Origin of the sequence: Streptomyces sp. LaPpAH-108 (genome assembly GCF_000373625.1) — a bacterium.
Classification (GTDB): Bacteria; Actinomycetota; Actinomycetes; order Streptomycetales; family Streptomycetaceae; genus Streptomyces.
This window is the reverse complement of sequence record NZ_KB891987.1, coordinates 1,169,624-1,182,919: the sequence shown is the minus strand read 5'-3', so window position 1 is coordinate 1,182,919 and position 13,296 is coordinate 1,169,624. Positions and strand designations below refer to the sequence as shown.

The window sequence follows — 13,296 nt, the reverse complement described above, 5'->3', positions numbered from 1 at the left end:
GCTGCCCTCCAGGGTATCCGGCCGCGCAGGCAAATCACCCCCGCCCACAGACAACCGGTATGCGCTCAGGCGCGCAGCGTCTCCTCCAGCACCCCCGCCAGCGACCCCGCGTCCTCCCCCGGCAGCGGCGCGCCCGTCCCCGTCGTGACGTAGAAGGCGTCCACGGCGTTCGCGCCGAGCGTGCTCACATGCATGCTCCGTACCCGTACCCCCGCCTTTTCCAGGGCCGTGCCGATGCGGAACAGCAGGCCGGGGGCGTCCTGGGCGCGGACCTCGATGACCGTGGCGTGGTGGGAGGCGGCGGGGGCGACGGTGACGCGGGCGGGCGGGGCGGGCCAGCCCCGGCGGCGGGGGTAGGCGGCGTCGCGCTCCGCGAGGCGGCCGGTGATGTCGAGGGTGCCGTCCAGGGCGCGGACCAGGTCGGCGCGGAGCCGGGCAGCCTGGGGCAGTGAGCCGTACTCGGCGGCGACGCGCCAGTCCAGGAGCAGGACGGAGCCCTCGTCACCGGCCTCGACGGCGTCGGGCAGGCGCAGGGCGCGCAGCTCGGCGGTGCGGACGGTGAGGCGGTGCACGGCGAGGACGCCCGCGACGGCGGGCAGCACGCCGGGCTGGTCGGGTACGGCGATGAGGAGTTCGACGCCGAGGGGTTCGGGTTCGCCGGAGTGCTCGTCGGCGACGGCGGCCTCGGTCTGGGCGCGCAGGGCGAGGACGGGGCTGCCGGTGCGGTGGGCCTCGATGGCGAGGCGTTCCTGTTCGGCGGTGGGGGCGCCGGGGTCGGGTTCGTCGGGGGTGTTCCCGGCGAGGACGGCGGAGACGCGGCGTACGAGGTCGTCGACGAGGGAGCCGCGCCAGGAGGACCAGGCGGCGGGCCCAGTGGCGAGGGCGTCGGCCTCGGTGAGGGCGTGCAGGAGTTCCAGGGTGCTCTGGGTGCCGACGGCCTCGGCGACGGCGCGGACGGTGGCGGGGTCGTCCAGGTCGCGGCGGGTGGCGGTGTCGACGAGCAGCAGGTGGTGGCGGACCAGGGTGGAGAGCACGCTCACATCGGCGCGGTCGAAGCCGATGCGCGCGGCGACGTCCTTGGCGATGATCTCGCCGGCCACCGAGTGGTCGCCGGGCCAGCCCTTGCCGATGTCGTGCAGCAGGGCGGCGACGAGGAGCAGGTCGGGGCGGCTGACGCGGCGGGTGAGCGCGGAGGCGCGCACGGCGGTCTCGATGAGGTGCCGGTCGACGGTCCAGACGTGGACGGCGTTGCGCTGCGGGCGGCAGCGGACCCGTTCCCAGTCGGGGAGCAGGCGGCTGATCAGGCCCTCGGACTCCAGGGCCTCCCAGACGTCGACGGTCGGGCGCCCGGAGCCGAGCAGGGTGACGAGCTGTTCGCGGGCCTCGGCGGGCCAGGGGGTGGGCAGCGGGCGGGCGAGGGCGGCCATGCGGCGCACGGCGTGCGGGGAGAGCGGGAGTCCGGCCTGGGCGGCGGCTGCTGCGGCGCGCAGCGGGAGGACGGGGTCGCGTTCGGGGCGGGCGGTGCGGGCGAGCACGGCCTCGCCGTCCTGCTCGACGACGCCCTCGGCGAGCGGTGAGCGCTCGACGGACGGTTTGCCGCCGCCCAGCATGGCGCGCAGCCGGGGTCGTACGGCGCGTGAGCGCAGGACGCGGCCTACTTCGCGCCAGGTGACGTCGCCCGCGTAGGAGATGATCCCGGCGGCCTCGTAGACCTGGCGGAGCAGGGTGTCGGCGTCGAGAAGGCCGAGTTCGGCGGCGACCTGGTCCTGTTCCTGGAGGGCGAGGCGGTCGGTGGCGCGCCCTGTGACGAGGTGGAGGGCGTCGCGGGCGTCCAGGAGGCGGCGGCGGGCGTCGGCCAGTCCCTCGCGGGGGGCGTCGGCGAGCCAGGAGGCGGCGACGGCGCGCAGGGCGGTGGCGTCGCGCAGTCCGCCGTGGGCCTCCTTGAGGTCGGGTTCGAGGAGGTAGCGCAACTCGCCCTGGCGTTCGGCGCGTTCGGCGCACAGTTCCTGGAGTTCGGGCAGGCGTTTGGGTGCCTGGTTGCGCCAGTCGGCGAGGACGGCGGTGCGCAGTCCGGCGGTGAGGCCGAGGTCGCCGACGAGATGGCGGGCGTCCAGGAGGCCGAGGTGGACCTTGAGGTCGTCGCCCGCGGTCTTGCGGGCCTCGGCGGGGGTGCGCACGGAGTGATCGAGGGTGAGGCCGAGGTCCCAGACGGGGTACCAGAGGCGGTCGGCGAGGGCGGCGACGGCGCTGGGGTCGCTGCCGTCGTGCAGCAGCAGGAGGTCGAGATCGCTGCGCGGGGAGAGTTCGCCGCGTCCGTAGCCGCCGACGGCGACGAGGGAGACGCCCTTGATGCCGGGGGCGGCGGCGGTGAAGAGTCCGGCGAGCCAGTCGTCGGTCAGTCCGGCGAGGGCGGCACGGCGCGGCGGCCCGGGCCGCTCCCCCTCGGTGAGGAGGTGCAGCCGGGCCGCCGCGTAGCCGCTGGGTCGTCCCGAGTCGTCCGCTTCTTTCCGGTCATCCCGGTCATCCGTGCGCGTCACCCAGCGGCTCCTGTTCGTGTCGTCGTGTCAGAGCGCGTCCGGGCCGCGCTCGCCGGTGCGGACCCGTACGGCCGTCTCGACCGGCACGGACCAGACCTTGCCGTCGCCGATCTTGCCGGTGCGGGCGGCCTTGACGATGACGTCGATGAGCTGTTCGGCGTCGTCGTCCTCGGCCAGCACCTCGATGCGGATCTTAGGGACGAGGTCGACGGTGTACTCGGCGCCCCGGTAGACCTCGGTGTGGCCGCGCTGTCGGCCGTAGCCGCTCGCCTCGGTGACGGTGAGTCCGTGGACGCCGAAGGCCTGGAGGGCCTCCTTGATCTCGTCGAGGCGGTGCGGTTTGACGACCGCGGTGATCAGCTTCATGCGTCCACCTTCTTGTTGGGCGAAGCGGCCGGGGCGGGGGCTCCGGCGACGACTCCGCCGCCCGCTCCGCTGAAGTCGTATGCGGTCTCGGCGTGCTCGGCGCGGTCGATGCCGGAGACCTCGACGTCCTCGGGGACGCGCATCCCGATGGTCTTGTCGAGGAGGAAGGCGAGGACCGCGGAGACGACGAGAGAGTACGCGAGGACCGCGAAGACTCCGGCGCACTGCTTCCAGAGCTGGTCGAAGCTGTGGTCGCCGTAGAAGACGCCGGTGGCGTCGGACTGGCCCTTGCCGGTGGCGAAGAAGCCGATGAGCAGGGAGCCGACGATGCCGCCGACCATGTGGACGCCGACGACGTCGAGGGAGTCGTCGTAGCCGAACTTGAACTTCAGGCCCACGGCGGCGGCGCAGGCGACACCGGCGATGGCGCCGACGGCGATCGCGCCGAGCGGGGAGACGGCTCCGCCGGACGGGGTGATGGCGACGAGGCCCGCGACCGCGCCGGAGGCGGCGCCGAGGGTGGTGAACGCGCCGTGCTTGATCTTCTCGTAGGCGAGCCAGGCGAGCATGGCGGCGGCGGTGGCGACCTGGGTGTTGACGAACATCAGCGCGCCGACGCCGTCGTCGTTGCCGAGCCAGGAGCCCGCGTTGAAGCCGAACCAGCCGAACCACAGCAGACCGGCGCCGAGCATGACCAGCGGGAGGCTGTGCGGGCGCATCGGGTCCTTCTTGAAGCCGACGCGCTTGCCGATGACGAGGATGACGCCGAGGGCGGCGGCACCCGCGTTGATGTGGACGGCCGTACCGCCGGCGAAGTCGATGACGCCGAGCTTGTAGGCCCAGCCGTCGCCGCCCCAGACCCAGTGGGCGACCGGGACGTAGACGATCGTGCCCCACAGGGCGACGAAGAGGGCCCAGGCGGTGAACTTGACGCGGTCGGCGAGGGCGCCGCTGATCAGGGCCGGGGTGATGATGGCGAACATCATCTGGAAGACCATGAAGACGAAGACCGGGATGGTGTAGCCCGGCCACAGCTCCGTGAGGCCGATGTCGCTGAGGCCGATCCAGTCGGCGTTCCACCCGATGAACGGGGAGCCCGAGCCGAAGGCGAGGGAGAAGCCGTAGAGCACCCAGAGGATGGTGATGATCCCGATGCTGATGAAGCTCATCATCAGCATGTTGAGGGTGCTCTTGACCCTGACCATGCCTCCGTAGAAGAAGGCCAGGCCCGGGGTCATGAGCAGCACCAGGGCGGAACAGATCAGCATGAAGCCTGTGTTCGCGGAGGACAGTTTGGGTGCCTCCGCCGCAAGCGTGATGGCTGGAGCCATCGGCGTCTCCTCATCGGTGGGTACGGCCCCGTGCGGGTGCCTGAGCGGTCCGGTCGGTTGAGGGGGGCGGTTATGGGCCACGAGACTGACGCAGCGCGGTTTCGGTGGGCGCCCCTCGCTGTTTCACCCGGGTGACGAAGGCACCTCGCGTGTTACGCGTGGATGAATTGCCGGATGCGGGGCGCGGCGATCGTTATCGTGACGCAACCATCGGGCGCGGGCGTCCGCACATGAGGAACCGGCCGCGTCCGGCCTCTCGATGACCTGGCATGGGGGAGCCGAGTCGGGCAGTTCGGGAGGACCGGCCGCGGCCGGGGCATGGGGGGTGCCGGGCTCAGACGGCCTCGGCGGACTCCGGGAGGTCGCTGGCGAGCTGGTCGGTGAGGTCGGCCACCGCGGCGAGGTCCCCGAAATCGCGTACGGCCGTGTCGACCGTCTTGCGGATGCGGGTGTTGACCCGCTCGGAGCGGACCTTGCGGGCTATGTCCATGGCGCGCTTGGCGTACTCGGTGCTGTGCTCGGGCTCGCGCTGGAGCAGGTGCACGGTGGCCATGCCGATGAGGTTGAGCGCGTAGGACCGCTGGTGCTCGTCGTCCTTGGCGAACAGCTCGACCGCGCGCCCCATGAGGGGTTCGGCGAGGGAGGCGTAGGTGGGGCTGCGGCCCGCCACGTAGGCGAGGTCGCGGAAGGAGTGGCTGTTCTCGCCGTACAGCTCGGCCTCGGAGAAGAAGCGGATCCAGTCGGGGTCCGGCTCGTCCCACTCGTCGGCCTCGGAGAAGGTGTCCTCGGCCATGCGGACGGCGCGTTTGCACTTGCCGGGCTGGCCCATGTTGGCGTAGGCGCGGGCCTCCATCGCATACAGCATGGACTGGGTGCGGGGTCCGGCGCAGTCGCGGCTGCCGTACTGCGCGAGGTGGATCAGCTCCAGGGCGTCGTCGGGCCTGCCGAGGTGGATCATCTGGCGGCTCATGCTGGAGAGGATGTACGACCCGAGGGGCTTGTCACCGGCTTCCTTGGCGGCGTGCAGGGCAAGGACGAAGTACTTCTGCGCGGTGGGCTGCAGGCCCACGTCGTACGACATCCAGCCGGCCAGCTCGGCCAGTTCGGCGGCGACCTTGAAGAGGCGGCGGGTGGTGGCCTCGGGCTGGGGCTCCTGGAGGAGATCGGTGACCTCGTGGAGCTGGCCGACGACCGCCTTGCGGCGCAGTCCGCCGCCGCACTGGGCGTCCCACTGGCGGAACATCCGGGTGGTGGACTCCAGCAGCTCCAGCTCGGGCCGGGAGAGCCGCCCCGGCCTGCGGGAGTCGTGCAGCGGGTCGGGGCCCGGGGGCAGCGGGGCGGAGGGCGAGGGCACCAGCCAGCGCTGCATGGGTTCGACGAGGGCGGGTCCTGCGGCCAGGCCGAGCGAGGTGCCGAGGAAGCCGCGCCGGGCGAGCATCAGGTCGCTGCGGGAGAACTCGCTGAGCAGGGCGACGGTCTGCGGGCCGGTCCAGGGCAGGTCGACGCCGGTCGCGGACGGGGACTGGCGGGCGACGCGCAGCCCGAGGTCGTCGGTGGAGACGACGCAGCCGAAGCGCTCGGAGAACAGCTCGGAGAGGATGCGCGGGATGGGCTCGCGCGGGTTCTCCCCGTCGAGCCAGCGGCGCACGCGCGAGGTGTCGGTCGAGATGTGGTTGGCGCCGAGCTGGCGGGCCCTGCGGTTCACCTGCCGGGCCAGCTCGCCCTTCGACCAGCCGCTGCGCACGAACCACGAGCCGAGCAGCTCGTTGGGGCGCTTGTCAGCGTTCGTCCCGCCTCCGCCGTTGCCGCCCACTGGAACGCCCCCATCCCTGAAACCCTGTCGCCGTGCGCCAAGCCCTATCAGAATGCCGGTAAATACGGCCTCCCGTCCGGCGGTTCTCACCCTTCGAACGAGCTGACGACTTGCCTCCGGCATACCCACGAAGGCAAATGCCCTCGGGGCTCGCATACTCACAGTAACCCCACGATCACCCTTCCAACCACGGCGATCCTTGAAACGCCACCATTCGCCACCCCTTCGAATGAACTCACGATCGCACCCACGCGATTCACTTGACATAGGACGGACGGAAGTGGGCGGAGCGGTGCACTCGGGGGCGCATGAAGCCCCGCGCACCACCCGCCGCGCCACGACGCGCCGCCTTGCTCCCGGGGCACCCCGGGAAGGCGGATGTCGTAGCGTCACGTTCCGCTTCCATCTCGCTCCGTTTCGTAACCACCGGAGCGCTGGACCCGTTGGAGGGGGCATGGGCTTCACGATCGGCGGCATTCGGGAGATCCGCTCCGGCACGCGTCGGCGCGGCCGCTCGTCGGAGTGCACGGCCGTCGCCGAGTTCACGGGCCTGTGGGGCTGGGACGTGGTGCCGGGCGCGCGGACCGCCGGGGGCGCCTGCTCCTGCGGTCACGCCACGTGTCCGGCGCCGGGCGCGCATCCGCTGGAGTTCGCCGCGCCGGTGCCCGCCGGGGCCACGCTGGACGAGGTGGGCCGGGCCTGGGCCGAGGTGCCGGGCGCCTCGGCGATGCTGCCGGTGGGCCGCGCGTTCGACGTGATCGAGGTGGCCGAACCGGCCGGGCGCCGCGCCCTGGTCCGCCTGGAGCGCATGGGCCTGCCCCTCGGACCGGTCGCCGCCACCCCCGAGGGCCGCGCCCACTTCCTGGTCGCCCCCGGCGCCGCCGCGGAGCTGCCCCGGCTGCTCTACCGCCTCGGCTGGGACGACCCCGCCGCCCTGGACCTGCGCGGCCTCGGCCCGGGTACGTACATCACCGCCCCGCCCTCCGACCGCGGCGGCCTCGGACCCGTGCGGTGGCTGCGCCCTCCGGCGCTGGACAGCGCGACGCGGCCTCCGGCGGCCCGGCTGCTGCTGGGGACGCTGGCGTATGTGGCGCACCGGTCGCGGGCCGGGGCGTAAGGAGCCGTCGAAAGACTCCTGAGCCGGATCGCGTACGGCTGAGCCGGAGCGCATACGGCGAAGCGCCCGTCCCCCACCGTTGCGTGGGGACGGGCGCTTCGCCGTGCAGGAGGGGTGGTCGCGTCCGGGACCTCAGTCACCGAGAAGCGCGTCCACGAACGCCTCCGGGTCGAAGGGCGCCAGGTCGTCGGGGCCCTCGCCCAGGCCGATCAGCTTGACCGGCACGCCCAGCTCGTTCTGGACGGCGATGACGATGCCGCCCTTGGCGGTGCCGTCGAGCTTGGTCAGCACGATGCCGGTGATGTCCACGACCTCGGAGAAGACGCGGGCCTGCACCAGGCCGTTCTGCCCTGTGGTGGCGTCGAGGACGAGCAGCACCTCGTCGAGCGGCGCGTGCTTCTCCACGACGCGCTTGACCTTGCCCAGCTCGTCCATGAGGCCGGTCTTGGTGTGCAGACGTCCCGCGGTGTCGATGAGCACCACGTCGACGTCCATCTCCTTGCCCTCCTTCACCGCGTCGAAGGCGACGGAGGCGGGGTCACCGGCCTCCGGGCCGCGCACGGTGTAGGCGCCGACGCGCTCGCCCCAGGTCTGGAGCTGGTCGGCGGCGGCGGCGCGGAAGGTGTCGGCGGCGCCGAGGACGACGGTGCGGCCATCGGCGACCAGGACCCGGGCGAGCTTGCCGGTGGTGGTGGTCTTGCCGGTGCCGTTGACGCCGACGACCATGACGATGCCGGGCTTGCGGCCCTCGGGCTCGGTCTTGACCTCGCGGTCCATGTCGGTGCCGACGAGCTTGAGCAGCTCCTCGCGGAGCAGGCCGCGCAGCTCCTCGGGGGTGCGGGTGCCGAGCACCTTGACGCGCTCGCGCAGCCGCTCGACCAGTTCCTGGGTGGGCTGCACGCCGACGTCGGCGGTGAGGAGGGTGTCCTCGATCTCCTCCCAGGTGTCCTCGTCCAGGTGCTCACGCGAGAGCAGCGTGAGCAGGCCCTTGCCGAGGGCGTTCTGGGAGCGGGAGAGACGGGCGCGGAGGCGGATGAGCCGCCCCGCGGTGGGCTCCGGGATCTCGATCTCGGGAGCCTTCTCGGCGGCGGGCGGCTCCTCGACGGTGGTGGTCCCGCCGCCCGGGAGGTCCACCTCCTCGATCGTCCGGCGCGGTTCGTCGCGCGGAGTCTCGGCCTCTTCGCCGACCTGTGGCTCGGCCGGTGGGGCGGTGAGATCGGGCGCGGCGGGCGGTGGCGGCGGCAGCTGCTTCTTCTTCTTGAGTGTGCTGCCGATGAGGAGCCCGCCGAGCGCGCCGAGCACGACCACGGCGATGACTACAGCAAGGATGATGGTTTCCATAACGCGTCCAGTATCGGCCATGGGGTATCCGCCGAAGAGGCTTGCGGACGCTTGTCGCTTCCTCCAAGAGACAAATGCCACAGGAGCAACGGAGTCGGATTAAACTACGATGACGTTTGGCTCCGCCGCGCGCGTTGAGCCCGTCGTCCTCGTCCCCCACCGCAAGGACACCCCTTTTTCATGAGCAAGACGGCCGCGCGCGAGAGCGCGCTGGAAACCCGTGGCATCGAGCCGGTCCCCGATCACGAACGCACCGCGCGCACGCGCGGGCTCTTCCCCACCTGGGTGGGCGCCAACATCAGCGTGCTGCTGCTGACCATGGGCGCGAGCCTGGTGGTGTCGTATCACCTGAACTTCTGGCAGGCCCTCGTCGTCGCGGGCGTCGCGCCCGTCGTCTCCTACGGCCTGGTCGGTCTCCTCGGCATCGCGGGCAAGCGGGGTGCCGCGCCCGGCATGGCGCTGTCGCGGGCGGTCTTCGGACAGCGCGGCAATCTGCTGCCCGGTTCGCTGATCTGGGTCGCGCGCTGGGGCTGGGAGACGATCAACGCGGTGACCGGTGCGTACGCGCTGCTCACCATCCTCGACCTGGGGCTGGGGATCAAGGCGAACGGCGTGCTGGACATGGTCACGCTGCTGCTCTTCGTGATCGCGACCTTCGCGATATCGGGGCTCGGCATCAACGCCGTGCAGAAGTGCAGCAAGTACGCGACGTATCTCTTCGGTGTCTTCTCGGTGCTGGTGCTCGGGTATCTCGCGGTGCACACGCACTGGTCGAAGGTGATGCACCAGGGCGCCGGGTCCACGGCCTCGCTGATCACCGCCGTCGGCATGATCGCGGCGGGTGGCGTGAGCTGGATCCCGTCCGCGCCGGACTTCACGCGCTATCTGCCGCGTACGGCCTCCTCCAAGGCGATCGTCGGGAACACGGTCGGCGGTGCGGGCATCGTCGTGCTACCGCTGGTGCTGATGGGCGCGGTCATGGCGGTCGGCACGCCCGACCTGGCCTCGGCCTCCGACCCGGTCTCCTTCCTCGGCACGATCCTGCCGCTGTGGATCACGGTGCCGTATCTGCTGATCGCGGTGGTCGGCATGCTGCTGATCAACTCGATGTCGATGTACTCGGCCGGTTTCACCGCGCAGACCCTCGGCTTCAAGATCCCGCGCCACTGGGCGGTCTCCGTGAACGCGGTGATCTCGCTGGCGCTGGGTGGCGTGCTGATGCTGGTGGCGACGAGCTTCATGGGCTCCTTCATCGCCTTCCTCTCCATGCTCGCGGTCGCCTTCTCCGCGTGGACGGGCGTCTTCGGCGCGGACATGTTCCGCCGCAAGGAGTACGACGCCCGCGCCCTGGCCGACACGGGCCGCACCAGCGCCTACTGGTACCAGGCGGGCTTCTCCCCCGCCGCCGTCGCCTCCTGGGCGATCGGCCTGGTCTCCGGCCTGATGTTCACCACGTCGGACTGGTTCACCGGCCCCCTGGCCAAGAACAACCTCATCGGCGAGTACGGCCTCGGCTGGATCGCGGCGATCGTGATCTCGGGCGCGCTGTACCTGCTGCTGCCCAAGCCCGCGGTCCCGGCCCCGGCGTCGGCCTCGGCGGAGCCCGGTGCGGTGGCGGCCGAGGAGCGCGTCCCGGCCACGGTCTGACGTCGTACGGGGAGTTCCCCGGCGGCACTACGGTGCCCGCATGGAACTCCCCGCGCCGATGCCCGACTGGTGGTCCCGCCTGGACGAGGAAACAAGGCGGGAAGCGGACACCCACGTCCTGCGCGACCACTACCTGACGGCGGTCAAGACGGTGTGGGAAGCGCTGCGTCCCTCGGGCCTGGGCCTCCACGAGGCCGAGACCATGATCCGCACCCGCTACGTGTCCCTCGCCCCTCGCATACGCCCACCCGATCCCCTCGACACCCCCGCCCTCGCCGCCCGCGCCGCCTCCCTCCCCGGCCGGGTGATCGCGATCGAGGCCGTCTGGGACGGCGACACGGTCCACGACTGGTTCGTCGACCTCCTGGCCGTCCTGGACACCCCACCCGGCGAGTCCCGCCTGGCCACGGTCTACCACCGCCGGGGCACCCCCTCCCCCGCCGCCCGCGCCACCGAGGCCGGCCGCGCCCTGGCCGCCCACCTCGACATCCCCTTCCACTTCGCCTCCCCCGACACCCCGGACGACGAGGCGCCTCGCTGGAAACGGGGCTGACACGGGCGCCCTGCGGGGTGGCCTGTGTCCGAGATCGGTTCCCGGCTGACTTGGTGTGGGCGTATGCACCTCCGGCGGCACCAACGGTACGGAGTCGGTCCCCGGCCCATGCCAGAACTGGCCTGGCCTGGGCACCTCCGACGGGGCTGCCGGGGGGAGAGAGCTTCCAGGGGAGCGACCGGGACGACCGGCGGTACGAGATCGGTCTCCGGCCGACAGCGGGACTGACCTGGGGTTTGGCGTACGCCTCCGACGGCAGCTTCGCCGCCGGGGGATCGTCGTGCACGGAGATCAGCACCCGGCGCACATGGCCCTCGCCGCGATCGATCCGAGGGGGCTCGCACGCTCCGGGCGGGTCGCGTCGGCCGCTTGACGGGTATGGGCACCAGCGGTACTCGGTCTGAGCCACGAGCAGTCCCGGCAGGTGTGTCGGCATACAGCCGTCGGCCCCTGGCCGCGCCCCCGCCTCACCGAGCACTCCCCCGGCCGAAGCTCCAGCCGAGGCGTGCAAGGTCATCCCGACCCGTGCGGGCCTAGGCGCCCCGACGTCTGTACCCCCGGGCGACTTCCCTGCTGGCCGTGACCGATCAGGCCCCCGCCCGCGATCCGGCTGACAGCCCTCACACGCCGAACGCGAAACAGCCCGTGCCCACGGCAGCGCACCCGTCGCCCCAGGCCAGACCTCAGATGCCATCGCCCCGGAGGGGAATCAGTCGGCGGCCACCCACGTACGCCAAGCCCCAACCGGCCGCAATGGGCACCCCGAACCGATCTCAGCATCCGCAGCAAGCCCAGCCCCACCCGGCGGTGGACCGGCCAACGCCCACCACGCCCCGTACGCCAAGCACCCACCGCCACCCGCACAAGGGCCCCCTCGTCACGTCCGCAACAAGCCCAGCCCCACCCCGCCGAAGCCCAATGCAATGCCACCGCCCCCACCCCCGGCAGTGGCCGGGATGGGGGCGGTGGAGGGTGCGAGGAGAGGGGCAGCGGGGACTTGGCCCTTCTCCTCGGGTCGAGGGGGTGGCTAGCCCATCTCCTCCAGGGTCTTGCCCTTCGTCTCCTTGACGAACTTCAGGACGAAGGGGATGGAGAGGGTGGCGAAGATCGCGTAGATCACGTAGGTGCCGGAGAGGTTCCAGTCGGCCAGGGACGGGAAGCTCGCGGTGATGGCCCAGTTGGCGATCCACTGCGCGGAGGCGGCCACACCGAGGGCGGCGGCGCGGATCTTGTTCGGGAACATCTCGCCGAGGAAGACCCAGACCACGACACCCCAGGAGAGGGCGAAGAAGAGGACGAACAGGTGGGCGGCGACCAGCGCGACCCAGCCCTGGGTGGCGGGCAGCTTGCCGTCGACCAGGTGGTAGCTGAACGCCCAGGCCTCCAGGGCCAGACCGGCGGCCATGCCGACGGAGCCGATGAGGGCGAGCGGCTTGCGGCCGATGCGGTCCACGAAGATCATCGCGATCACGGTGCCGACGATGTTGATGATCGACGTCGTGAAGGAGTAGAGGAACGAGTCCGAGGGGTCGACGCCGACCGACTGCCACAGCGTCGAGGAGTAGTAGAACGCGACGTTGATGCCGACGAACTGCTGGAAGACCGAGAGGCCGATACCGACCCAGACGATCGGCTTGAAGAAGAAGCTGCCGCCGAGCAGGTCCTTGAAGGACGACTTGTGCTCGGACTTCATCGCGTGCTCGATCTCGTCGACCCGCGCGTCGAGGTCGACGTCCTTGCCCTCGACCTCGGCCAGGATCTCGCGGGCGCGCTCACGCTTGCCGACGGAGAGCAGGAAGCGCGGGGACTCGGGGATCGCGAAGGAGAGCAGACCGTAGAGGACGGCCGGGATGACCATGACGCCCAGCATGACCTGCCAGACCTCGAGGCCCATGAGCTTGCCGCGCTGGTCGCCGCCGGCGGCGTTCAGCAGGCCCCAGTTGACGAGCTGGGAGACGGCGATGCCGATGACGATCGCGGCCTGCTGGAAGGAACCGAGACGGCCGCGGTAGGCGGGCGGGGCGACCTCGGCGATGTAGGCCGGGCCGATGACCGAGGCCATACCGATGGCGAAACCGCCGATGATGCGCCAGAACGCGAGGTCCCACAGGGCGAACGGAAGGGCGGAGCCCACGGCGCTGACGGTGAAGAGGACGGCGGCGATCTGCATGCAGCGGATACGGCCGATCCGGTCGGCTATCCGGCCGGCGGTGGCGGCACCGATGGCGCAGCCGATGAGCGCGATGGCGATGACCTGGGCGAGGGCGGCGGAGCCCACGTCGTAACGGTCACGGATGGCCTCGACGGCGCCGTTGATGACGGAGCTGTCGTAGCCGAAGAGGAAGCCGCCCATGGCGGCCGCGGCCGCGATGAAGATGACGTGCCCGAGATGTTCGGGGTGAGCCGTCCCGGCTCCTGGCTGGGGTGCCTGCGCTGTGCTGGTCACGTGTAACTCCTCGGGCCACGGCAACGCTGCCGGGTGGGGGCGAGCCCTTCCAGGTTCCAGTGGCGCACAACTTGGCACCGCTCACACCTGAAGGTAAATGCAACGTTGCAGAGAATATGCGTTCAAGTTTCGAAGTCAATACCCA

Annotated in this window: 9 protein-coding genes; 3 read left to right on the top strand and 6 right to left on the bottom strand. The window is 71.5% G+C overall.

Features of this window, described 5'->3' with window-relative positions; genetic code table 11:
* Positions 1 to 65: 65 nt before the first annotated feature.
* The 4 genes from B079_RS0105380 to B079_RS0105365 all read right to left on the bottom strand — a co-directional run bounded on the left by B079_RS0105380 (position 66) and on the right by B079_RS0105365 (position 6,047).
* Positions 66 to 2,537 carry a [protein-PII] uridylyltransferase gene (locus B079_RS0105380; protein WP_018544753.1) on the bottom strand — a complete coding sequence of 824 codons (2,472 nt, stop codon included), beginning with the start codon at positions 2,535 to 2,537 and terminating at the stop codon, positions 66 to 68.
* Positions 2,538 to 2,564: 27 nt separating this feature from the next.
* Complete coding sequence (locus B079_RS0105375) at positions 2,565 to 2,903, bottom strand: P-II family nitrogen regulator (RefSeq protein ID WP_018544752.1); 339 nt, start codon at positions 2,901 to 2,903, stop codon at positions 2,565 to 2,567.
* Positions 2,900 to 4,234 (bottom strand): ammonium transporter, encoded by a 1,335-nt coding sequence (locus tag B079_RS0105370; RefSeq protein WP_018544751.1) that lies wholly within the window; start codon positions 4,232 to 4,234, stop codon positions 2,900 to 2,902. Before B079_RS0105370 ends, B079_RS0105375 begins: the two co-directional genes overlap by 4 nt.
* A 334-nt stretch (positions 4,235 to 4,568) precedes the next feature.
* Positions 4,569 to 6,047, bottom strand: a complete 1,479-nt coding sequence (locus B079_RS0105365) for a hypothetical protein (protein ID WP_018544750.1) — start codon at positions 6,045 to 6,047, stop codon at positions 4,569 to 4,571.
* A gap of 454 nt (positions 6,048 to 6,501) precedes the next feature.
* Between B079_RS0105365 and B079_RS0105360 the strand changes: the two genes are divergently transcribed.
* Entirely contained in the window at positions 6,502 to 7,164 is a 663-nt protein-coding gene (locus B079_RS0105360) for a bifunctional DNA primase/polymerase (RefSeq protein WP_018544749.1), read from the top strand.
* A 132-nt stretch (positions 7,165 to 7,296) separates the two neighbouring features.
* Here B079_RS0105360 and ftsY read toward each other — a convergent pair whose 3' ends face one another.
* Positions 7,297 to 8,505 (bottom strand): signal recognition particle-docking protein FtsY, encoded by a 1,209-nt coding sequence (ftsY, locus tag B079_RS0105355; protein ID WP_026248383.1) that lies wholly within the window; start codon positions 8,503 to 8,505, stop codon positions 7,297 to 7,299.
* Between the two features lie 180 nt (positions 8,506 to 8,685).
* Between ftsY and B079_RS0105350 the strand changes: the two genes are divergently transcribed.
* Together B079_RS0105350 and B079_RS0105345 are read left to right on the top strand one after the other, a co-directional pair.
* The gene (locus B079_RS0105350) at positions 8,686 to 10,152 is read left to right on the top strand and encodes a cytosine permease (protein ID WP_018544747.1); all 1,467 of its coding nucleotides are present in this window, start codon (positions 8,686 to 8,688) and stop codon (positions 10,150 to 10,152) included.
* Between the two features lie 40 nt (positions 10,153 to 10,192).
* Positions 10,193 to 10,705 (top strand): hypothetical protein, encoded by a 513-nt coding sequence (locus B079_RS0105345; protein WP_018544746.1) that lies wholly within the window; start codon positions 10,193 to 10,195, stop codon positions 10,703 to 10,705.
* Between the two features lie 1,027 nt (positions 10,706 to 11,732).
* Here B079_RS0105345 and B079_RS0105340 read toward each other — a convergent pair.
* Positions 11,733 to 13,151: a sugar porter family MFS transporter gene (locus B079_RS0105340; RefSeq protein ID WP_018544745.1), complete on the bottom strand. Its 1,419-nt coding sequence runs from the start codon at positions 13,149 to 13,151 to the stop codon at positions 11,733 to 11,735.
* Between the last annotated feature and the right edge of the window lie 145 nt (positions 13,152 to 13,296).

Excerpts from the sequence above, each read along its gene's own strand:
- B079_RS0105375 (WP_018544752.1), bottom strand. The coding sequence starts at position 2,903 with ATGAAGCTGATCACCGCGGTCGTCAAACCGCACCGCCTCGACGAGATC.
- B079_RS0105370 (WP_018544751.1), bottom strand. The coding sequence starts at position 4,234 with ATGGCTCCAGCCATCACGCTTGCGGCGGAGGCACCCAAACTGTCCTCC.
- B079_RS0105360 (WP_018544749.1), top strand. The coding sequence starts at position 6,502 with ATGGGCTTCACGATCGGCGGCATTCGGGAGATCCGCTCCGGCACGCGT.
- ftsY (WP_026248383.1), bottom strand. The coding sequence starts at position 8,505 with ATGGAAACCATCATCCTTGCTGTAGTCATCGCCGTGGTCGTGCTCGGC.
- B079_RS0105350 (WP_018544747.1), top strand. The coding sequence starts at position 8,686 with ATGAGCAAGACGGCCGCGCGCGAGAGCGCGCTGGAAACCCGTGGCATC.
- B079_RS0105345 (WP_018544746.1), top strand. The coding sequence starts at position 10,193 with ATGGAACTCCCCGCGCCGATGCCCGACTGGTGGTCCCGCCTGGACGAG.